Source organism: Nocardioides sp. NPDC092400, from assembly GCF_040684155.1.
In the GTDB taxonomy this organism is placed as follows: Bacteria; Actinomycetota; Actinomycetes; order Propionibacteriales; family Nocardioidaceae; genus Nocardioides.
The window spans coordinates 155113-177421 of record NZ_JBFBFJ010000006.1 but is presented as its reverse complement, the minus strand read 5'-3'; the positions used below and the strand labels follow the sequence as shown (position 1 = coordinate 177421).

14 protein-coding genes are annotated in these 22309 nt (G+C 73.8%); 6 read left to right on the top strand and 8 right to left on the bottom strand.

What is annotated here, in order from left to right:
- Positions 1–152 precede the first annotated feature (152 nt).
- From AB0N29_RS17525 to AB0N29_RS17515, 3 genes are all read left to right on the top strand, one after another.
- On the top strand, positions 153–2825 hold the full coding sequence (locus AB0N29_RS17525; protein ID WP_364868653.1) for a DNA translocase FtsK: 2673 nt from the start codon (positions 153–155) through the stop codon (positions 2823–2825).
- Positions 2822–4780: a helix-turn-helix domain-containing protein gene (locus AB0N29_RS17520; RefSeq protein WP_364868651.1), complete on the top strand. Its 1959-nt coding sequence runs from the start codon at positions 2822–2824 to the stop codon at positions 4778–4780. The genes AB0N29_RS17525 and AB0N29_RS17520 overlap by 4 nt, the downstream gene beginning before the upstream one ends.
- Positions 4781–4933: 153 nt before the next feature.
- Complete coding sequence (locus AB0N29_RS17515; protein ID WP_364868649.1) at positions 4934–6301, top strand: SLC13 family permease; 1368 nt, start codon at positions 4934–4936, stop codon at positions 6299–6301.
- Between the two features lie 9 nt (positions 6302–6310).
- On the opposite strand, the gene AB0N29_RS17510 is transcribed toward AB0N29_RS17515, so the two are convergent.
- The gene (locus AB0N29_RS17510; RefSeq protein ID WP_364868647.1) at positions 6311–7198 is read right to left on the bottom strand and encodes a LysR family transcriptional regulator; all 888 of its coding nucleotides are present in this window, start codon (positions 7196–7198) and stop codon (positions 6311–6313) included.
- A 98-nt stretch (positions 7199–7296) separates the two neighbouring features.
- Here AB0N29_RS17510 and gabT point away from each other — a divergent pair, with 98 nt between their 5' ends.
- From gabT to AB0N29_RS17495, 3 genes are read left to right on the top strand one after another with little or no spacing between them, the layout of a single operon-like run.
- Entirely contained in the window at positions 7297–8646 is a 1350-nt protein-coding gene (gabT, locus tag AB0N29_RS17505) for a 4-aminobutyrate--2-oxoglutarate transaminase (RefSeq protein ID WP_364868645.1), read from the top strand.
- Positions 8643–9926 (top strand): Glu/Leu/Phe/Val dehydrogenase, encoded by a 1284-nt coding sequence (locus AB0N29_RS17500; protein ID WP_364868643.1) that lies wholly within the window; start codon positions 8643–8645, stop codon positions 9924–9926. Before gabT ends, AB0N29_RS17500 begins: the two co-directional genes overlap by 4 nt.
- Positions 9923–11335 carry an NAD-dependent succinate-semialdehyde dehydrogenase gene (locus tag AB0N29_RS17495; RefSeq protein WP_364868641.1) on the top strand — a complete coding sequence of 471 codons (1413 nt, stop codon included), beginning with the start codon at positions 9923–9925 and terminating at the stop codon, positions 11333–11335. The genes AB0N29_RS17500 and AB0N29_RS17495 overlap by 4 nt, the downstream gene beginning before the upstream one ends.
- A gap of 54 nt (positions 11336–11389) precedes the next feature.
- On the opposite strand, the gene AB0N29_RS17490 is transcribed toward AB0N29_RS17495, so the two are convergent.
- From AB0N29_RS17490 to AB0N29_RS17460, 7 genes are all read right to left on the bottom strand, one after another.
- Positions 11390–13537, bottom strand: a complete 2148-nt coding sequence (locus AB0N29_RS17490) for an ATP-binding protein (protein ID WP_364868639.1) — start codon at positions 13535–13537, stop codon at positions 11390–11392.
- Between the two features lie 151 nt (positions 13538–13688).
- Complete coding sequence (locus AB0N29_RS17485; protein ID WP_364868637.1) at positions 13689–15062, bottom strand: NAD-dependent succinate-semialdehyde dehydrogenase; 1374 nt, start codon at positions 15060–15062, stop codon at positions 13689–13691.
- Between the two features lie 74 nt (positions 15063–15136).
- Complete coding sequence (speB, locus tag AB0N29_RS17480; protein WP_364868635.1) at positions 15137–16105, bottom strand: agmatinase; 969 nt, start codon at positions 16103–16105, stop codon at positions 15137–15139.
- Positions 16102–16473 (bottom strand): cupin domain-containing protein, encoded by a 372-nt coding sequence (locus AB0N29_RS17475; protein WP_364868633.1) that lies wholly within the window; start codon positions 16471–16473, stop codon positions 16102–16104. Before AB0N29_RS17475 ends, speB begins: the two co-directional genes overlap by 4 nt.
- Positions 16470–18110, bottom strand: a complete 1641-nt coding sequence (locus AB0N29_RS17470; protein WP_364868631.1) for a N,N-dimethylformamidase beta subunit family domain-containing protein — start codon at positions 18108–18110, stop codon at positions 16470–16472. The genes AB0N29_RS17475 and AB0N29_RS17470 overlap by 4 nt, the downstream gene beginning before the upstream one ends.
- 13 nt (positions 18111–18123) lie before the next feature.
- Positions 18124–20694: a CehA/McbA family metallohydrolase gene (locus AB0N29_RS17465; protein ID WP_364868629.1), complete on the bottom strand. Its 2571-nt coding sequence runs from the start codon at positions 20692–20694 to the stop codon at positions 18124–18126.
- On the bottom strand, positions 20688–22211 hold the full coding sequence (locus AB0N29_RS17460) for an APC family permease (RefSeq protein ID WP_364868627.1): 1524 nt from the start codon (positions 22209–22211) through the stop codon (positions 20688–20690). The genes AB0N29_RS17465 and AB0N29_RS17460 overlap by 7 nt, the downstream gene beginning before the upstream one ends.
- Positions 22212–22309: the final 98 nt, after the last annotated feature.

Genomic DNA, 22309 nt, shown 5'->3' with positions numbered 1-22309 from the left:
GACAATTCGTCGCCGTTCCGTGATCAGGCCGCAAGGCGTGCACGCGGCGTGACGGCGGTCCACCCGGCGCCCCGGACGGGCCGGCCGGGCGGGGACGACACGCACTCCTGTGGTCCCTGTGACTGGTGTGACGCCGAAGTAGGTTGACCACCATGGCGACCCGTACGTCTTCCCCGCCGGGGTCGCGGAGCAAGAGCACGTCCACGTCCAGGTCAGCCAGCAGCAGCGGCCGTGGGAGTTCGAGCACCCGATCCCGGAGTACGCCCACCCGACGACCCGCCGCGAGCGCGAGCAAGAAGCGTCCCGTGGCCCGCAAGCCTGCCCGCCCGGCGGCCCGCCCGGCCCCACGGGCGGTCCGCTCGGGGCCGGGGCCGGTCGCCCGTCTCTTCCAGGCCCTCGCCCGGGGGCTCGTCGCCGTCTGGCTCGGCGTCGCGCACGGCGTCGGCGCCGTCGCCCGCGGCATCGGGCACGGCGCCCGCGACATCGACCCCGAGCACCGCCGCGACGGCGTCGGCCTGCTGCTCCTCGGCCTCTCCCTGGTCGTCGCCGCAGCGGTCTGGTTCCAGGTCCCGGGCGGGGTCATGGACCTGGCCCGCACCGCGGTCTCCGGCACGGTCGGCAAGGTCGGCTGGTTCGTCCCGATGGCCGTGGCCTACGTCGGCCTGCGCACGATGCGCGACCCGATCAGCAACGGCCCCGCAGGCCGCCAGGTCATCGGCTGGACCGCGCTCGCCTTCGGCGTGCTCGGCATCGTCCACATCGCCAACGGCAACCCGCAGCCCGTCGCCGGCGACGCCAGCGACCTCCAGGGCGCCGGCGGGGCGATCGGGTTCGTCGTCTCCTCCCTGCTGCTGGACCTGCTGCGCACGGCGTACGTCGTCGTCCCGCTGCTCCTGCTGCTCTCCGCCTTCGGCGTCCTGGTGATCACCTCGACGCCGGTCTACCTCGTGCCCGAGCGGCTCGCCGACCTGCGCGACCGGCTGCTCGGTCGCGGGGTCGAGGACCCGGCCGACGAGGGGTCCGCGCGCCGCCGCCGCGGCGCGCCCGAGGACGACGAGATCGACCCGGACATGGGCGACCCGGCGTACGACACGCCGGTCCTGGAGGACCGCGAGGTCAAGAAGCGTCGTGGCCGCAAGGCCGCGGCGGTCGAGGAGCCCGAGGCCGACGCCGGCGCGGAGGTCTTCGACCCCTACGCCGACGAGGTCCCCTCGTTCCCCGACCTCTCCGACCCCGACGCCACGGTGCTCACCGAGGCCGTCTCCGACGCGACCGGCGAGCTCGCCCGCGGCGACATCCAGCCGCCCCCGCACACGCCGCTCCCCGAGCGCGCCGAGCAGCTGGCGATCTCCGGCGACGTCGTCTACTCCCTGCCGGGCAACGACGTCCTCAAGCCCGGATCGGTCCACAAGGCCCGCTCCAAGGCCAGCGACGCGGTCGTCGACCGGCTGACCCAGGTGATGGAGGAGTTCGCCATCGACGCCCAGGTCACGGGCTACACCCGCGGCCCGACGGTCACCCGCTACGAGGTCGAGCTGGGCCCCGCGGTCAAGGTCGAGAAGGTCACGGCGCTGTCGAAGAACATCGCCTACGCGGTGGCCTCGGCCGACGTGCGCATCCTCAGCCCGATCCCCGGCAAGTCCGCCATCGGCATCGAGATCCCGAACGTCGACAAGGAGATCGTCTCCCTCGGCGACGTGCTGCGCTCCGGCGCCGCCCGCGGCGACCACCACCCGATGGTGGCCGGCCTCGGCAAGGACGTCGAGGGCGGCTTCGTCGTCGCGAACCTGGCGAAGATGCCGCACCTGCTCGTGGCCGGTGCCACCGGCTCGGGAAAGTCGTCGTTCATCAACTCGATGATCACCTCGATCCTGATGCGGTCGACGCCCGACGAGGTGCGAATGATCATGGTCGACCCCAAGCGGGTCGAGCTGAACGCCTACGAGGGCGTCCCGCACCTGATCACCCCGATCATCACCAACCCCAAGAAGGCCGCCGAGGCGCTGGCGTGGGTCGTGCGCGAGATGGACATGCGCTACGACGACCTCGCCAACTTCGGGTTCCGCCACATCGACGACTTCAACAAGGCCGTCCGGGCGGGCAAGGTCGAGGTGCCCCCGGGCAGCGAGCGCGAGCTCACGCCGTACCCGTACCTGCTGGTGATCGTCGACGAGCTCGCGGACCTGATGATGGTCGCCCCGCGCGACGTCGAGGACGCCGTCGTCCGGATCACCCAGCTCGCGCGTGCGGCCGGCATCCACCTGGTGCTCGCCACCCAGCGCCCGTCGGTCGACGTGGTCACCGGCCTGATCAAGGCCAACGTGCCCTCGCGGCTGGCGTTCGCGACCTCCTCGCTCGCCGACAGCCGGGTCATCCTGGACCAGCCGGGCGCGGAGAAGCTGGTGGGCCAGGGTGACGGGCTGTTCCTGCCGATGGGCGCCTCCAAGCCGGTGCGCGTGCAGGGCTCGTGGGTCACCGAGGCCGAGATCGCGCTGGTGGTCAAGCACTGCAAGGCGCAGCTGGAGCCGACGTACCGCGAGGACGTCACCGCTCCGGCCGCGGCCAAGCGCGAGCTCGACGACGACATCGGCGACGACATGGACCTGGTCATCCAGGCCATCGAGCTCGTGGTCTCCACGCAGTTCGGGTCCACCTCGATGCTGCAGCGCAAGCTCCGGGTCGGGTTCGCCAAGGCGGGCCGGCTCATGGACATCCTCGAGAGCCGTGGGGTGGTGGGTCCGAGCGAGGGCTCCAAGGCCCGTGACGTGCTCGTGAAGCCCGACGAGATCGACGGCGTGATCGCGACCCTGCAGGGGGAGATGTGAACGGATCGAACGTGCTCGACAACGACGACCTCCAGCTCGACGACCAGTACGGCGGGTTCGAGGACCCGGCGGCCACCGGTCCCGAGGACGGCATCGTCGTCCGGCGCAACGCGGCCCTGTCGGCGGTCGTGGGCGGCCTCGCCTCGGCCGTCGCGATCGCCTACCTCGCCCGGGCGACCGGGACGGGGGCCTGGCTGGACTGGGTGCTCTTCCTCGTCATGGGCGGCCTGGCCGCCGTCCACCTGCTCGGGCTGCTGGACTCCCGCGGTCCGCTCCTGGTCGCCGACGGCCACGGGGTGCGGATCCGCGAGGGCCGGGCCTGGCACGGCATGACCTGGGACTCGCTGCTCTCCATCGAGCACCTCCCGCGGCGCGGGATGCTCCACGACGGCCGTCTCGACGTCGTGCTCACCGGGCCGGAGGGCGCCGAGCAGGTGCTCTCGGTGCCGCTGTCGATGTCGACGCGGGTCACCAGCACCGACCCGGACCTCACGTCGGCGCTGCTCGCGCTCACCGACGGCCGGACCGAGGTCGTCGAGCTCGACCCGACGCTGCCGCTGGACGAGGCCGAGGACGAGGCCGAGGACGAGGACGGGGCGGCGGAGCCGGCCGAGGCCGAGGCCGGGGACGTCGCTGGGCACGTCGAGGAGGACGCACTCGTCGCCCGGGAGCCCGTCCCGCACGAGCCGGTCAGCGAGCCGGTCGTCCCCGCGGAGCCGGCGGCGGAGCAGGCGCACGAGGAGGACGAGGACCGCGAGCCCGCGGGGCCGCGGCTGCACGACCCGCGACCGGCCCTGGCGCGCGGCATCGGTGCGATCGCCGCTCGGCTCTCGCGCCGGTCGTCCGACGGCGGCCCGGTCGTGCCCGCGGCCGAGCCGGTGCCGGTCGCGCCGTTCGCGCTCGACCTGCCTGCCGACCCCGCCGACCAGTCCGCCGACCAGCCGCAGGCCAGCCCGACCCCCACCCCGCTGCGGTCGCCGGTGACCGCCGTCCGCGCCGAGACCGTCCACGACGGCCTGGCCCTGGACGCGGTCCACGGCGCGAACGCGCTCGACCTCGGCGACGGCGTCACCCCGGTGTCGCGGACCCTGCCCGAGGCGCGGGAGCTGCGGCGACCGGGCAGCGTCGACCTCGTGGAGGACACCCAGGTGTGGGGCGCCCGTGCGGGTGCGGCCACGCCGACGCCGGTGGTCATCGACGGGTTCGCGATCGAGGCGCCGGTGCAGCCGGCCGCCGACCCGGTGATCGGCCCGGAGCTGGCCGCGGCGCGCGCGCGGATCGGCCTCAGCGTCGACCAGCTCGCCGACCGCACGCGGATCCGCCCGCACGTCATCGAGTCCATCGAGGTCGACGACTTCGCGCCGTGCGGCGGTGACTTCTACGCCCGCGGCCACCTGCGGACGCTGGCCCGCGTGCTGGGCGTCGACGTGGCGCCGCTGCTGGCGTCGTACGACGAGCGGTACGCCGACGCCCCCATCGACCCGCGCCGCGTCTTCGAGGCCGAGCTGGCCACCGGCGCGAACGGGTCGATCCGGGGGACCCGCGGCGGGCCGAACTGGTCGGTCCTGGTCGCCGCCGTCATGGCGCTCGTGCTGGCCTGGTCGGTCGCGCGCCTGGTGATGGACAGCCCGGTCGACCTCAACGGCGAGGCGCTGGTCCTCAACGGGTCGCGCGGGATCGACAACGGCAGCAGCCAGGTCGGCAAGCCGGTGTCGGTGCTGCTGACGGCGGCAGGCGGCGGGACGAACGTCGTGGTCCGCGACGGTTCGAACGAGATCGTCTTCTCCGGGGACCTCGCCTTCGGCGAGTCCAAGGAGCTCAAGGTCGCCCCGCCCGTGCGGGTGCAGTCCTCCGACGGCTCGCTGGAGGTCGGCGTCGCCGGCGGCGAGCCCGAGGCGGTCGGCGAGACCGGCCAGCCGGCCAAGGGCACCTTCGTCGCCCCGGCCGCCGACTAGGTCACGCGCAGCGGCAAGGCCGACGGCGCCGGGGGCTGACGCCCCCGGCGCCGTCGTGCGTCCCGGCCCGACGCGCGGCAGGTCCTCCGGCACGGACCCGGACCCGCGTGGGACGATCCCCGGGCCCCACCGCGCCCCACAGAACGGAACCCCATGGAGATCGTGCACTCCGCCATCGCGATCCTGGCGGCGATCCTGCTGATCATCCGGTTCGGGATCGACCCGGTGATCTCGCTGCTCGTCGCGAGCGTCTACCTCGGCCTCGCCACCGGGCAGGGCGCCGAGGGCACCGTCGGGGAGATCACCGGCGGCTTCGGCGAGATCATGGCGGAGGTCGGCCTGCTCATCGGCTTCGGCGTGCTCATCGGCGCGCTGCTGCACTCGATGGGCACGTTCCGCGACCTCGTCGACCTGCTGGCCCGCCGGGTCGGCCGACGCCTGCCGTACGCCATGGCGGCGACGCTCTCGACGATCTTCCCGTCGATCTACGTCGACGTGCAGGTGGTGCTGGCAGCGCCGATGGCCAAGGAGTCGGCGGCGGCGGTGGACCGTCGGCACGGGCTGCCGTGGCTCGCGGGCGCGATGGGCATCGGCATCTTCTCCGGCTACGTGTTCGTCGTGCCGGGCCTCGCCGCGGTCGCCATCGCCGGGCTGATGGACGTGCCGCTGGGCACCTACCTGCTCTACGGCGTGCCGATCGGGCTGGCGACCGCCCTCATCACCACGGTCCTCTTCCGGCTGCTGCTGGGCTGGGGGCTGTGGAAGGAGGACACCGACCTCGACCCCGACGTGGTCGCCCGTGGGGACGACCCGGACGTGGAGGCCGAGGAGGTCCCGCACGCCGAGAGCGCGGCGCGGCTGCCGCTCCTCGTGCGCCTGCTGCCGATCCTGGTGCCGCTGGTGCTGATCGCGTCCGCGGCGATCGTCGACGTCGTCGGCGACCTCCCCGCGGCGCTCGCGTTCCTCGGCGACGCCAACATCGCGCTCTTCCTCGGCCTGCTGATCGCGTTCTTCATGGTCCGCCCGTCGCTGGGCGCGGACGGGGTCGGCAAGGTCCTGACGTCCGGGTTCCACACGACCGGCGAGATCCTGCTGGTCACCGGCGTCGGCGGCTCGCTGGGTGCGGTCATCGCCGGGAGCGGGCTGGACGCGACGCTCACCGACCTGTTCGCGGCGGACGAGAACGCACCGGTCGTCCTCAGCATCCTGCTCGCGTGGTTCATCGCGGCGGTGCTGCACTTCGCGATTGGCTCGGTCTCCGTCGCCGCGATCACCGCGGCCGGCATCATCGCGCCGGTCGTCGGCTCGCTCGGGGTCGACCCGGTCGTCATCGCCCTGGCCATCGCCTCCGGTGCGATGTTCGCGCTGCACGTGAACAGCAACTTCTTCTGGATGTTCACCACGCTGCTCGACCTGTCCACCAAGGGCAGCCTGAAGACGCTCACCCTGGCCACCTCGCTCGGTGCGGTCGTCTCGCTGCCGCTCGTGCTGGTGGCGAGCCTGGTCGCCGCGGCCACCTGACCGCGCCGGTCAGGCCGGCGGGACGCCGTACCGGTCGCAGACGAAGGCACTGAGCCGGCTCGAGAGGGCCTCCAGGGTCGGCGCCGCGACGTGGCGGGAGTCCCAGACGGCCAGCAGGCGGACGCTCAGCGTGCCGCGGTCCGGGAGCTCCACGGCCAGGGGCACCAGGTCGTAGCGGGGGTCGTCGGACACCACCGCGACCCCGCGGCCCGCCGCGGCCAGCGCCTGGGCGACGGTGCCGTTGGCCGCCTCGACGAACGTCCCGCCGGCCACGCCCGCCCCGACCACGGCGGCCTCCAGGGCCTGGCGGGCCGTGAAGGCCGCGGGCAGCCCGATCACGGGCTCGCCGACCAGGTCGCCCACGGTCACCCGCTGCCGCCGGGCCCAGCGGTGGTCACGTGGCACGTAGGCCCAGACCGGCAGCACGGCGAGCGGCCGGGAGCGGTACGGCGCGGCCGGGCGCGCGGTGCCGATCGCGAGGTCCGCCCCGCGACCGAGCACCTCGGCGGTCGACAGCCCGTCCGCCCCGACCACGTCCGTGGTGGGGTCGTCGGGCGCCAGGGTGGCGATGAAGGGCGCGACGACGTCGGTCAGGGTGACGGTCGGCGCGCCGATCACCACCCGGTCGAGCCGCCCCTCGGCGTAGTACGTCGCCGCGACCCCGAAGGCGTCGACGCGCTCGAGCAGGTCCCGGGCCAGCGGCACCAGGGAGCGACCCGCGCTGCTGAGCGTCAACCGGCCCGCGGAGCGCTCGAAGACAGCGACGCCGAGCTCCTGCTCGAGCTGGCGCAGCTGGCGGGAGAGCCCGGGCTGGGTGACGAAGAGGCGCTCGGCGGCGCGGCTGACCGTGCCGTGGTCGGCGACGGCGACCAGGTACCGCAGGTGGCGCAGCTCCACAGCGATGCCTCCTGGGCATGGGAACGAGAAGGAACAAGTATTGGACAGCATACGAGCCCGGGCGGAGGCTGGAGCCCCACCGACAGAAGGGCACCGCCATGACCACCCAGCCCCCGAGCACCGCCGGCGTGACCCAGCACCGGGCGCTCGTCACCGACCTCCCCGGCCCCCGCTCGCGCGCGCTGATGGAGCGCAAGACCGCCGCCGTCGCGGCCGGCGTCGGCACCACGATGCCGGTCTTCGCCGCGAGGGCCGGGGGCGGTGTGGTGGTCGACGTGGACGGCAACCACCTCATCGACCTGGGCTCCGGCATCGCCGTCACGACCGTGGGCAACAGCGCCCCGCGGGTGGTCGAGGCGGTGCAGCAGCAGGTCGCGGCGTTCACGCACACCTGTTTCATGGTCACGCCGTACGACGGGTACGTCGCCGTCGCGGAGGCCCTCAACCGGCTCACCCCCGGCGACCACGCCAAGCGGACCGCGCTGTTCAACTCCGGCGCCGAGGCGGTCGAGAACGCCGTCAAGATCGCCCGGGTGGCCACCGGCAAGGACGCGGTCGTGGTCTTCGACCACGCCTACCACGGTCGCACCAACCTCACGATGGCGATGACGGCGAAGAACATGCCGTACAAGCACGGGTTCGGACCGTTCGCGCCCGAGGTCTACCGCGCTCCGCTGTCCTACCCCTTCCGCGACGGCAAGGAGGTCGACGGCCAGGCCGCCGCCGCCCGCGCGCTGGACGTGGTGGAGAAGCAGGTCGGCGCGGAGAACCTCGCCGCCGTGGTGATCGAGCCGATCCAGGGTGAGGGCGGCTTCATCGAGCCGGCAACCGGGTTCCTGCCGGCGCTGGCGGCATGGTGCCGGGCCAACGACGTCGTGCTCGTCGCGGACGAGGTGCAGACCGGGTTCGCCCGCACCGGCGACCTGTTCGCCTGCGACCACGAGGGCGTCGTGCCCGACCTCATCGTCACCGCCAAGGGCATCGCCGGCGGCCTCCCGCTCTCGGCCGTCACCGGACGGGCCGAGCTGATGGACGCGGTCCACGCCGGTGGGCTCGGCGGCACCTACGGCGGCAACCCGCTCGCCTGCGCCGCCGCCCTGGCCGCGATCGAGACGATCGAGGCCGAGGACCTCGTGGGCCGCGCGCGGGAGGTCGAGCGGCTGATGAAGGACCGGCTGCACCGCCTGCAGGCCGACGACGCCCGCATCGGCGACGTCCGCGGACGCGGGGCGATGATCGCCGTCGAGCTCGTCGAGCCCGGCACCACGACGCCGGACCCGGTGCTGACCCGCGAGCTCGCCGCCGCCGCACACCGCGCCGGCGTCATCGTGCTGACCTGCGGCACGTACGGCAACGTGCTGCGGTTCCTGCCGCCGCTCGCGATCGGCGACGACCTGCTCCACGAGGCGCTCGACGTCCTCGCCGACCTCCTGGCGGGCACGCGGTGAGCACGGGGTCGGCCGTCGCGGAGCCGACGCGCACGAGCGTCGCCGGCCCGCTCGGCGAGGCCCGGGCCCAGCTGGCCGAGGCGGCCGCGATCCTCGGCTACGACGCCGCGGAGACGGCGGTGCTGGCCGCGCCCCGGCGCGAGGTGACGGTCAGCATCCCCCTGCGCCGCGACGACGGCACGACGGAGGTCCTCACCGGGCACCGGGTGCAGCACAACCTGTCCCGCGGTCCCGCGAAGGGCGGCCTGCGCTACAGCCCGGACGTCGACCTCGACGAGGTCCGCGCCCTCGCGATGTGGATGACCTGGAAGTGCGCGCTGCTCGACGTGCCCTACGGCGGCGCCAAGGGAGGGGTCGTGATCGACCCGCGGCAGTACTCCACCGCCGAGCTCGAGCGCGTCACCCGCCGCTACACCTCCGAGATCATGCCGATGATCGGTCCCACCCGGGACATCCCCGCTCCCGACATCGGCACCGACGAGCAGACGATGGCCTGGATGATGGACACCTACTCGGTCGCCAGCGGCCACACGGTGCTCGGCGTCGTCACCGGCAAGCCGATCAGCCTCGGCGGATCCCTGGGCCGGGCCAGCGCCACCTCCCGGGGTGTCGTCTACACCGCGCTCGCCGCGCTGCGCCACCTCGCGATCGACCCGGCGTCCGCCACCGCGGCGGTGCAGGGGTTCGGGAAGGTCGGCCGCGGCACCGCCCGCTTCCTCGACGAGGCGGGCGTCCGGGTCACCGCCGTCAGCGACCAGTACGGCGCGGTGTGGTGCGGCGACGGGCTCGACCTGCCCGCGCTGGAGGACCACGTGGACCGCACCGGCTCGGTGACCGGTTGGTCCGGCGCCGAGCCGGTCGAGAACGACGTGCTGCTCGCGCTCGACGTCGACCTGCTCGTGCCTGCCGCCGTCGAGGGCGTGATCCACCGCGGGAACGCCGCCGCCGTCCGGGCGCGTGTGGTGGTCGAGGGCGCCAACGGCCCGACCACCACCGAGGCCGACCGGCTGCTGGAGGAGCGGGGCGTCCTGGTCGTCCCGGACATCCTCGCCAACGCCGGCGGCGTGGTCGTGTCGTACTTCGAGTGGGTCCAGGCCAACCAGGCCTACTGGTGGAGCGAGGCGGAGGTCGAGGCACGCCTGGCCGACCGCATGGCCGGCGCCTGGCAGGACGTCCTGGCCGCCTCCCGGCAGCACGACTGCTCGCTCCGCACCGCCGCCACCTGCCTCGCCGTACGACGCGTCGCCGAGGCTCACCGTCAGAGAGGGCTCTACCCGTGACCACCACCCCCACCACCGCGCCCGCCCTGGCCGGCACGTTCGCCGTCGAGGACCCGGCGACCCTCGAGGTCGTCGACCACGTCCGCGACCACGACCTGGCCGACGCCCGCTCCGCGGTCGACCGGGCGGCCGCGGCGCTTCGACCCTGGGCGGGGCTCGCCCCCCGCGTCCGGTCGGAGGTGCTGCGCCGCGCGCACGAGCTGATGCTGCGGGACCGCGACCGGCTGGCCGGGCTGATCGCGGCGGAGAACGGCAAGTCGCTCGTCGACGCCGCCGGCGAGGTCACCTACGCCGCCGAGTTCTTCCGCTGGTTCGCCGAGGAGGCCGTCCGCCCGGGCGGTGACTACGGCGAGTCGCCGGCCGGAGGCACGCGCACGGTCGTCCGGCACGTCCCCGTCGGCGTCGCGGCCCTGGTGACGCCGTGGAACTTCCCGGCCGCGATGGCCACCCGCAAGCTGGCGCCCGCCCTCGCGGCCGGCTGCACGGTCGTGCTCAAGCCGGCCGCGGAGACCCCGCTGACGGCGCTCGCGGTGGCCCGCCTGCTCACCGAGGCAGGTGTGCCCGACGGCGTGGTCAACGTGGTGCCCACCACCGACGCGGCCGGGGTGGTCGGTGCCTGGCTGGCCGACGAGCGCGTCCGCAAGATCTCCTTCACCGGCTCCACGGCCGTCGGCCGGCTGCTGCTGCGGCAGGCCGCCGACCGCGTCGTCAACGCCTCGATGGAGCTCGGCGGCAACGCCCCGTTCATCGTCACCGAGGACGCCGACCTCGACGCCGCCGTGGCCGGCGCCATGGTCGCCAAGTTCCGCAACGGCGGTCAGGCCTGCACCGCCGCCAACCGGTTCTACGTCCACAGCGACGTCGCGTTCGACTTCACCGCGCGCATCGTGGCCGAGGTCGAGAAGCTGACGACGGGGCCCGCGGCCGACGGGTGCGCGATCGGTCCGCTCATCAGCCGTGCGGCCGTCGAGCGGGTGGAGCGCGCGGTCGCGGACGCCGTGGCCGAGGGTGCGCGCGTGGCCGGCCGGGGCGTACTGCCCGAGGCGCCGGGTCACTTCGTCGCGCCCACGGTCCTCGCCGACGTGCCGGCCGGGGCGGCCATCATGCGCGAGGAGATCTTCGGGCCGGTGCTGCCGATCACCACCTGGTCGGAGGAGGCGGACATGGTCGACCTGGTCAACGACACCGAGTACGGCCTCGCCGCCTACGTCTACGCGGGCGACCTCGGGCGCGCCATGCGCCTGGGCGAGCAGGTCGAGGCCGGCATGGTCGGCGTCAACCGAGGCCTGGTCTCCGACCCGGCGGCACCGTTCGGCGGCTTCAAGCAGAGCGGTCTGGGCCGCGAGGGCGCGCGGGACGGCCTCCGGGAGTTCCAGGAGACGCAGTACCTCTCCGTCGACTGGCCCTGACCGACCGACGCGGACCGGGTGCCCGCCCCACCGGGCCGAGGCCCGGGGGAGCGGTCACCCGGCCCCGGCGAGCGGCAGCCGGACGGTGACGGAGGTGCCGACTCCCGGCCGGGAGTCGAGCACGACGGTGCCGTGGTGCTGCTCGACGATGGCCCTGACGATGCTCAACCCCAGGCCGGTCCCCTGGATCGCGTGCTCGTCGGCGGCCGACGACCGGTAGAACCGCTCGAACACGGCCTGGTGGTCGGCGGCCGGGATCCCGAGGCCGGTGTCGAGCACCACGATCCGGGCCGCGTGCGGTGCGGAGGCCCGGCCGCCGGCGGGCGAGGCCGTCCCGTCGCCGTCCTCGGCCGCCGCCGGCGGCGGGTCGAGCTCGACCCTCAGGTCGACGGATCCTCCGTCCGGCGTGAACTTGACGGCGTTGCCCAGCAGGTTCACGACGACGCGCTCGAGCATCTCCCGGTTGCCGCGCACCGGCACCGGGGTCCGTGGCGTGCCGAGCCGCACCTCGAGCGCGCGCTCGCCGACCTGGCTGCGCAGGTGGTCGTGGGCGGCGGTGGCGACGTCGTTGAGGTCGACCACCTCGGTGGCGACCGGCTCGGTGGCCGCCTCGGCACGCGACAGGGTGAGGAGGTCGTCGACGAGGTGGCGCAGCCGGTGGCTGTTGCGCTGGATCCGTTCCACCGCCCGGACCTGGTGGACCGGCATGTCCCCGAGCTCCCCGTCGAGCAGCAGCTCGACGTACCCGGCCACGTTGGTGATCGGCGTCCGCAGCTCGTGGCTGACGGTGGAGACGAGGTCCTGCTTGACCTTGTCGGCGGCGCGGAGGGCCTCCACCGAGGCCCTCTCGCGCTCGAGCGCCTGCTCGAGGGCCCGCTGGGTCGTGATCCGGTCCGTGGAGTCCTCGCCGCTGGCGATGTAGCCGACGAGCCGGCCGCTGTCGCTCATCGCGCTGATGGTGAGGGAGATGGCCCGGTCGCCGCCGTCGCGGTGCAGGAACAGCCAGTCCGACCGCCTGCCACTGGTGATCTGCGCGGTCACGGCGCGCAGGTAGGTCTCGGCGTGGGTCTCGGTGCCCGACGGGCCGGCGTCCTCGCCGAGGGCCTCCGCATGGCGGGCCACCTCGGCCGGGGAGTGCAGGGTCGAGGAGTGGCGGCCGAGGACGGCGTCCGGCGCGAAGCCGAGCGCCTGCTGGGCGCCGGGACTGTAGTGCGTGATCGTCCCGGACGGGTCGGTGGCGATGAACACCGTGCCGGTGGCGGAGTCGAGCATCCGCGTCACGGTGGTGGCCGCCCGCGTGGCCTGCCTGGTCACCGTCACCAGCCTCTCGACGGTCAGCGCGAGGGGGATCAGCAGGTAGCAGATCGAGGCGATGAACATGTAGACGAGCAGGGGCGTGAACGGGCTCGGATCGCTCGCGCTGCCCAGGGCGAACGGGCCACGCCCGGCCAGGGTCGAGAGGAAGGCGGCGCCGGAGGCGAGCGCGACCTGGAGGTGGGTCTCGGGGGCACGGGCACGGATCGCCGCCCAGCCCAGGATCGGGAACACCAGGAAGCCCACCGGAGGCGTGCTCGGGAAGGCGAAGATGCCGGCGAGGAAGACGAGGAGCATCGACCGCTGGGCCCACAGCTCCACGCTGTGCGCCAGTCGCCAACCGCCGGCGGACCGCAGCCAGAAGGGGATCGTGACCAGCTGCGCGGTGCATGCGGCGAAGAAGGCGATGCCGGCCGTCAGCAGGACCTGCGCCGGGTCGCCGCGGTCGGCGGCGACCGCGGCCGCCGCCGTCAGGGCGGCGCACAGCAGGCCGGAGAGGGCCGTGACGCCGTGGTACGCGTCGACCTCGCCCTCGTTGAACCGTCGGTAGGCGGCCGTGCCCGGCCGCACCCACCTGGCCGTCACCAGCGCGGGAACCGTCACCGCGAGGCTCCCCACCAGGCCGAGGAGCGGCCCGACGTCGTAGACGACGCCCAGGACCAGGCCGAGCCCGACCGTCTGGGCTGTGAGCCAGGCGAGCGTCGTGCGCCGGCCGGAGCCACCGACGGTGAGGAACAGGAGAGCGGCGAGGCCGACGCCGGGCCACCCGGCGTACGACGTCACCTCCCACCGCTCCACCGTCTCGAGGCTGGGCAGGGCGCTGCACGCGAGCAGCAGCGCCAGGAGGGTCGGCGGGAGCAGGGACGCAGGTCGGGGGTGCGGGATCACGTGGCCTTCCCGTGGTGCGGCGCGAGGTCGCGCCGGCTGCGAAGCAGTACCCGGTTCATCGGCAGCGTGGACGCGGCCCTGAGCCACCCCGAGCGCGGCCGGGCGAGCACGCCGCGGGAGCGGCTGGCCACGACGACCGCTCCCGCCGGGGTCAGCGCACGGTCCGGATGAGCTTCTTGTTGACGAACTCGTCCATGCCGTGGCGTCCGAGCTCGCGGCCGAAGCCCGACCTCTTGACGCCACCGAAGGGCAGCTCGACGCCCTCGACCAGCACGCCGTTGACGAACACCATGCCGACGTCGAGGCGGTCCGCGACCCGCTCGGCCTGCTTGGCGGAGGTGGTGAAGACGTACGAGCCGAGGCCGTAGGGGGTGTCGTTGGCGAGGGCGACCGCCTCGTCCTCGGAGTCGACGCGGAAGACAGTGGCCACCGGGCCGAAGAGCTCCTGGTGGTAGGCGTCGTTGTCCGGGGTGACCCCGGTGAGGACCGCCGGCGGGAAGTGCGCCCCGCGCCGCTCGCCACCGGTGACCAGTCGTGCGCCCTGGTCGACCGCGGCCCGGACCTGGGCGTCGAGGCGCTCGGCCGCCGCCTCGGAGGAGAGCGGCGCGATGCCGTCGGCGGCGGCGAGGAGGGCGGCGGTGAAGCGCTGCACGAACGGCTCGTAGAGGTCGCCCGCCACGATGAACCGCTTGGCCGCGTTGCAGGCCTGGCCGGTGTTCTCGAGCCGGGCGGCGACGGCCTGGTCCACGACCGGGTCGAGGTCGTCGGTCGAGAGCAGGAGGAACGCGTCCGAGCCGCCGAGCTCCAGCACGACCTTCTTCAGGTTCCTGCCCGCCGTCGCGGCGACGGCGGCGCCCGCGCGCTCGGAGCCGGTGAGCGAGACACCGGCCAGGCGCGGGTCCTCGATGATGGCGGTGACCTGGTCGTTGGTGGCGTTGAGGTTCGTGTAGGCACCGCGGGGCAGGCCCGCGTCGGCGAAGACGTCCTCGAGCGCCGCCGCGGACCCGGGGCACTGCGGCGCGTGCTTGAGCAGGATCGTGTTGCCGGCGGCGAGGTTCGGGGCGGCGAAGCGGGCGACCTGGTAGGCGGGGTAGTTCCACGGCATGATGCCCAGCAGGACGCCGTACGGCGCGCGCCGCACCAGCGCCGTTCCCTCGCCCTCGAGCACGGGGATCGGCTCGTCGGCGAGGAAGTCCGCGGCGTTGTCGGCGTAGTAGCGGTAGATCGCGGCGCTGAACTGCACCTCGCCGACCGCCTCGTCGTGCGGCTTCCCCATCTCCCGCGTGATGATCCGGGCGAGGCCGTCGGCACGCTCCTCGTGCAGGTCGGCGACGCGGTGCAGGAGCGCCGCCCGCTGGTCGACGGAGGTCTCCCGTCCCCACGCCCTCCCCGCGGCGGCGGCCCGGGCGAGGGCCGACTCGACCTCGAGGTCGGTGGCGGTGGGGAAGGTGCGGACGAGCTCCCCGGTGGCGGGGTCGGTGACGGCGTACAGCGCAGCGCCGGTAGCGGCGGCGTCGGAGTTCACGAAGGGGTCCTCGGGCGGTGGGTCGGGAGTTCGGGCGGTGTCGGCGGGCGGTGCCGGCGGGCGGTGGGTGGTGGTCACGCCCGCCGCTGCAGGGTCATCAGGGTGAGGAGGTCGTAGGCGACGTGCGACGCGGCGACCCCGGTGAGCTCGGCGTGGTCGTAGGCGGGGGAGACCTCGACGACGTCGGCGCCGACGAGGTGGAGCCCGCGCAGGCCCCGGAGGATCTCGAGGAGCTCGCGGCTGGTGAGGCCGCCGGCCTCGGGCGTGCCGGTCCCCGGTGCGTGCGCGGGGTCGAGCACGTCGATGTCGACCGAGACGTACAGCGGTCGGTCGCCGACCCGCGAGCGGAGCCGGTCGACGATCTCCAGGACGCCCTGGTGGTAGACGTCGCTGGCGGTCAGGATCCCGAACCCGAACCGTCGGTCGTCCTCGAGGTCCTTCTTGCCGTACAGCGGGCCGCGGGTGCCGACGTGGCACAGCGCCTCGGTGTCGACCAGGCCCTCTTCGACGGCGCGACGGAACGGCGTCCCGTGCGTGTAGCGGGCGCCGAAGTAGGTGTCCCAGGTGTCCAGGTGCGCGTCGAAGTGGAGCAGCGCGACCGGGCCGTGGCGCTCGGCCACGTCGCGGAGGAGGGGGAGCGCGATGGTGTGGTCCCCGCCGATCGTGAGCAGGCCCGCGCCGCTGCTGGTCAGGCCGGACGCCCCCGCCTGGATGGCGTCGATGGCGGCCGGGATGTCGAAGGGGTTGGCGATGATGTCGCCGCCGTCGACGACCTGGGCGAGCTCGAACGGCGAGGCGTCCAGCGCCGGGTGGTAGGGGCGCAGCAGCCGGGAGGACTCCCGCACGTGGCCGGGCCCGAAGCGGGCTCCGGGCCGGTAGGAGACCCCGGTGTCGAAGGGGACGCCGGCGACGACCACGTCCGCGTGATCCACCTGGTCGATCCGCGGCAGGCGGGCGAACGTCGCCGGCCCGGCGTACCGCGGCACCAGGGAGCTGTCGGTAGGCCCCACGGTCCGTGGGCCGGGGCTCGGGTAGGCGGTCATCGCATGGCCACGAAGTACTTGACCGACGGCTCGAGGGTCTCCCACGTGCCGCGGAAGCCGCGCGGGACGACGAACGCCTCCCCGGGCCCGAACTCGCGGCGGGCCCCGGCGTCGTCCCGGACCGCGACCCGGCCGCTGATCACCACGCAGAACTCGGTGTAGGGCCAGGACTCGAAGAAGACCTCCCCGGGCTCGCCCTCCCAGAGCCCGCCCAGGGAGTCGTCGGCGATCTCGACGGCGCGGTACTCCGCCTCGGCCCACTCGCCGGTGACGCGGTCGTAGCCGGCGGGGTCCGGCACCACCCTGGGGGCGGTGCGGTCGACCGCGCGGACGGCGTCGATGGTCAGGGGGGTCGCGGGGGGCGTCATCGGGTCTCACCCTTCGTGAAGCGGTCCAGGACGTTGCGGACGATGCGGTCGACGAAGGGGTCGCCGACGCGCAGGGCGTTGGACCACTCGGTCGAGCCGCCGTTGAAGACCTCGCCGTCCCCGCGGGTGAAGGCGGCGATCATGCCGGCGCCGCGCATCTGGTTCTCGTGCACGTAGTAGGGGAGGTCGTCGCCGAGCTCGGCGTTGTAGGCGTACACCTCCGCCTCCGGGCCGCCGATGGGGTGCTGGCCGCCGAAGCGGTCCTCCTCGCCCTTGGCGGCCGGGCACATCGCGAGGATCTCGAGGGTCTCGGGGGCGCCGTCCTCGTAGGTCGGGTACGGCAGACCGCGCCGGAAGGTGTACTCGACCGAGTCGACCTCGAAGGCGGCCAGGAACGCCGGCGCCCCGCCGAGGAGGTCGCCGTAGTAGAGGTCGGTCCCCTCGAACGACCAGTGCTCGGGCCGGTAGACCGTGAAGCCGCCGGAGGAGCGCGGGACCGCGGCGCCGTACCGGTTGTAGATGCCGCCCAGCCCGTTGAGCCCGATGGTCGTGGCTCCGGGGCGGCCGACGCTCTTGGCCTCCCAGTTGGTGGTGGCGCGCCGCGGCGTCGTGGCGGCCTCCGGGTCGAGCGAGGGCAGGCGGTAGCAGTACTGGGTCGTGCCGTCCTCGCTCAGCCGGACCTGCCACTGGAAGTTGCCCGCGAAGCGGGCGAAGCCGCCGCCGCGCTCGACGAAGGCGTCGACGACGTCGCGCTGCTCCCAGGTCCAGTACTCGTCGTGGCCCACGACGACGGCGCAGGAGTAGCCGTCGAGGGCGGTCGGGTCCTGGTGCAGGTCGACCTGGGTGAGGTAGTCCAGCTCGTAGCCGGCCTCCTCCGCCCACACCACGAAGCTGCGCTCGTAGGTGGCCCAGAAGGCGTCGGCGTGGTGACGGCTGTAGCCGTTGAACCTGGCCCACTCGTAGGAGTCGTACCGCGGGACCCAGCCGATGCTCGGCGTGTAGGGGTGGTACTCGCGGGGGGCGTCGACGGGCTTGCGGAGCATGCCCCGGCCGATCGGGCGCTGGGTGCTGGAGAGCGGGGAGCCGGAGTCGTTGCGGGGGTCGTCGCCGATGCCGCGGTAGTGGTTGGCGCCGCCCCAGTCGTTGTACGCGCTCAGGGTGCCGGTGGTGAGGACGAGGGCGATGTCGCTGCGCCGGTCGGCGGCGGCGCGCACGACGAAGAAGTGCTCGCGCTCCCAGGTGCCGTGGGGAGTCGTGTTGCGGACGGTGACGAGGAAGAAGCCGGACCGGCAGTCCTCGGGGACCTGCCAGCTGTGGGTGGGCGTCCACCCGCACCCGGCGGCGTAGGCGTCCTCGGGGGTCTCCTGGTGCGGCGCGGTGAGGTGGTGCGCGTGGTGGACCGTGGTGGGCCGGCTGCCGTCGCGGACGATCTCCAGCTCGAACTCCTCCGCGGAGGAGGAGATGTGGAAGGTGACCGTCTCGCCCGGGCTGTAGGAGTACCGGTCGGTGTAGATCCAGGTCTCGGGGTCAGCGGGGTCGCTCGAGGGCCGTTCCGAGGGCCAGCCCTTCGGCGACCAGGCGAAGGCCGGGGCGGGGGTGTTGGTGAGCGCGCTGAGCGTGTCGGGGTTCATCGTCATGGGGGCCTGCTTTCTAGGACGTGCCGGAAGCGCCGAGCCGCGCGTGCAGCGCGGCGGTCGCCTCGTCGAAGGGGCGGGTCAGGTGGGCGAGGTGGTCGGGCTCGCCGTGGCGGTGGCGCACCGCGCCGTGCCAGCGGGTGCGTGCCTCCTCGGTGACGTGGCGCCGTGCTCCCTCGACCATCGCGAGCATCGTGTCGATGACCTCGCGGTCGACGCGCTCCCAGGTGGGTGCGGAGCTGACGTACACCGGCGAGGTGTGGGCGACGACCGGGCGCGCCCAGGTGTCGGTGTGCCGGGCGCCGGCGTCGCCGGACCCGAAGCACCGGGCGAGGAGCCAGTCGGACCCGTCGACGTCGACGGGCACGTCCAGCAGGTGGGTGCTGGTGCCGGCCTCGACGTGCTCGGTGTGCAGCACCTCGCCGTTGCGGACGACCTCGATGCGGTCGACCGGGAAGATGGTCTCGAGCTCGACGCGCAGGTGCACGGTCGACCGGCCCGTGATCACCGAGCCCGGCGGCTCGTCGTCGACGGTGAGCCATAGCAGCGGGCCGCTGGACACCATGGTGTCGCCGCGGCGGATGCCGGCGCACCACGCGTCGTGGCCCACCTCGGCGGCCGGGCCGGTGGTGGCGCCGGGGGTCCTGGTCGAGGCGTAGGTGCGGACCAGCCCGACGGGGACCTCGCTGGTCATCTTGTCGGTGCCGCCGACCAGCGGGACCCGGAACCCGGCGTTGAGGTACCGGTAGTACTCCGTCACGTTGTAGCCGTCGTAGGCGATGGTCTCGACGGCGTCGAGGCGTCCGGTGGCCAGGAGCGCCGCCGTCTCGCCGTAGGGCACGGGGAAGTGGGCGAGGACGACGGTGCCGCCCTGGGCGTGGCACTCGTCGGCCCAGTGCGAGAGCGTGGTGGCCAGGCCGCCGCCGAGCTCGTCCTCCTCCGACCCGCCCGTCGACCACGGCATGATCGGCTTCTTCAGGCCCAGCAGGTTGATGTGGCCGAGCATGTTGGTGCGGTTCTCCTGCCCTGCGTACACGACCGTGTGGTGGTCGTGGGAGACGTGCGCGTGCCCGGTGAACTCCTCGGTGCCCGTGAAGTGCTCGCCCCACTGGGCCAGCAGGAGGTTGGCGATGTGCAGGTCCTCGGCCCGCGCCTCGAGCTCGGCGCCGTGCGTGGACATGAAGTGCACGTGGGTGTCGCCGCTGAGGTAGCCGCGCTCGCGGGCGTCGAAGCGGCGCTCGAGGACGAGGTCGAGGTGGCCCTGGTCGGGCGCGATCGTCACGGTCCGGCGGACGGGCTCGTGCTCGAAGCCGCGGACCACCTCGACCTGGACCTCGCCGGCGGGCAGCCAGCCCTCGCAGTCGCCGTCGATCGCGGCGTAGGTGTGGCTGCCGAGTCGTACGTCGCCGCCGATGTCGAGGTTCCACGTGCCGCCGTCGGAGTTGATGTGGGCGTGGTGGCCGTACGGCGCGATCGGGATGCCCTCGAGGGTCTGGAAGCGGATGCGGCACGGCACCGGCCGGCCGGCCGCGTCGCGGACCCGCGTGCGGACCCAGTTCTGGTCGGGCCGGGGGAGGCGGACGGTGCCCCAGTCGAAGGAGAGCACGTCGTGGGCCACGAGGTCGGCCCAGCGGAACTCGCCGACCGGGTGGCCCCCTCGGCGCACGGTGACGGTCGCGGAGGGGGAGGCGGAGATCTTGGTGTACCCGGTGGGCCAGGCCGACGGCCGCGGGGCGCCCCACCCGGCGGGGAGCCCGGCGGCGTCCTGGACGTCGGGCGTGGTCCGGTAGACGTAGGTCGCCGAGCCGCGGTCGACGTCGACCTCCACGGTCTCGTCCACGTCGCCGTCCCGGATGTCGAGCAGCACCTCCCGCGCCACCGTGGTGGTGAAGGGCTCCTCGTCGAGGCGGCTGAGCGTGAGCGCGCCGAGCAGGAGCGTCGCCTCGTCGGCCGTGACCGAGACGGCCGTCAGGTCGGCGTCGGGGCGGGGGTTCTCCAGGGCCCACAGGTAGAAGCGGTAGGGCAGCACGTAGGGAACCTGGGACTGGGGGTCGTCGATGCCGACCAGGCGTGCACCGGCCTGGTCGTACCGGCCGCAGCTGCGGTCCATGAGCACGTGCTCGGCGTCGTTGCGGGCCAGCAGAGGTGTCTGGCCCCAGTCGAGCGGCAGCGGCCGGTCGTCCCAGCGGCGGGGCGTCGGGCCGATCTCGAAGCGCTGGCGCAGCGGGTGGGTGTGGGTCGTCCCGTCGGCGTACTCGAGGGTGTAGGAGCCGACCCGGTCGCCGACGCGGCCACCGCGGTAGAGGTCGGCCTCCAGGACGGCGTGGGCGAAGACCAGCCAGGTGGCCGGCCCGGTGGCCGGGACGCGGGTCGTCGTGCGCGGGTCGACGCGGACGACCGCGCGCTCCGGCGTGCCGAACCGGAAGGGCAGCCCGTGGAGCCGCCGCTCGCCCAGCTCGACGTCGGCGGGGTCCTCGAAGACGTCGACGCTCGCGTCGGCGACGGCGTCCAGGTCGACCGGGCGGTACTCGGGCTCGGGGGAGGCGGGGCCGTGGGAGGCGGGGGAGGGCAGCACGGGGATCACCACGTCCTCGGCTCGTCGGTGGGCTCGGCGACCGGCTCGTCGGCCGGCTCGTCGGCGGGGTCGGCGCCGGCGTCGGTCGTCCCGAGCCGGGCGTAGACCTCCGGGACGCGGGCCCGCAGGTACAGCGCCCGGCCGACGCCACCGACGACGGCGAGGGCGGCGATGGTGAAGAGCGTGGCGTTGACCGCCGGTGTGCCGCCGGAGAAGAGGTCGAAGTTGGCGATGACCAGGACGAAGACGACGGCGAGGGCGACGGCGGCGAGGAGGGGCGCGACGGCCGAGCGCCAGAGGCCGACCTCCGGGTGGTGGCGGCGCATGTAGACGACGGCGGCGAGGGCGCACAGCGCCCACAGCGCGATGATCCCGAGGAAGCCCAGGGCGCTGCCCCAGAGCAGCAGGCCGAGGTAGGGGTCGACGTCGAGGGCGACGCAGGCGACCAGCACGACGGCCGCGACGGCGCTCTGCGTCAGGCCGGCGACCCACGGGGACCGGGTGGTGGGGTGCGTGCGGGCGAAGGCGCTGGGGATCAGGCGCTCCCGGCCCAGGGCGAACGCGTAGCGGTTGCTCGCGTTGTGCAGGGCGAGCAGCGCTGCGAAGGCGCTGAGGAGCAGCAGGACGGAGACCAGCTCGCCGACCCATGCGGAGGTGTAGCGGTCGAAGAGCACGACGACCAGGCCGGCGGGGTCCTCGCTGGCCGCGGTGGCGATGTCGCCGACGCCGTACGCCGACACGATGACGTAGGCGATGGCGGCGTAGAACACGCCGATGACGGCGACGACGGCGTAGGTGGCGCGGCGCATGGTCCGCGCGCCTCCCGCGGTCTCCTCGGAGTAGATGACCGTGGACTCGAAGCCCATGAAGGCGCCGAAGATCAGCCCGTACATCGGGCCGTTGGAGGGGTCCAGGACGGTGCTCGGGGAGAACGGCGTCAGGGAGAGCGGACCGGTGCCGCCGTCGGCGAGGATCGCGACGGCCAGCGCGGCGAGCGCGACCATCTCCAGCGTCAGCACGACGGTGAGGACCTTCGCGCTGGCGGTGATGCCGCGGTAGCCGAGGAGCGCGACGAGGACGAGCGCGACCGCACCGTAGAGCCACCAGGGTGCGTCGATCCCGAAGACCTGCTCGACGACGTCGGCGGCGTAGAGGCCCAGGGCGCCGTACGTCGAGACCTGCAGCGCGTTGTAGGCCACGATCGCCAGCAGCGCCGAGGCGGAGCCGGGGACCTTGCCGAGCCCGCGGACGATGATCGCGTAGAACGCGCCGGTGTTGCGGATGTAGCGCATGATCGTCGTCAGCCCGACGGCGAACAGGCCCATGACGGCGGCGGCGACGAGGTAGCCCCCGGGCACGGCCGGACCGCCGACGAAGAAGTGCAGCGGCATCACGGCGACCACGAGGGTCAGCGGTGCGAGCGCCGCCATCGCGGTGAAGACCAGCTCCGGCAGGTTGAGCGCGTTCCGCGCCAGGCCGGTCGTGGCGGTGTCGGATCCTTCAGACCCGCTCTGCAAGATGTCGGACACGTTCGGCTCCCTCATCGATGTCAAGCCCCGGACGGGTGGCACACGTGGGCGACGGCTGGCCGTGCCCGATCAGGAGCCGTGTCCTGTGCTGCCGTGAT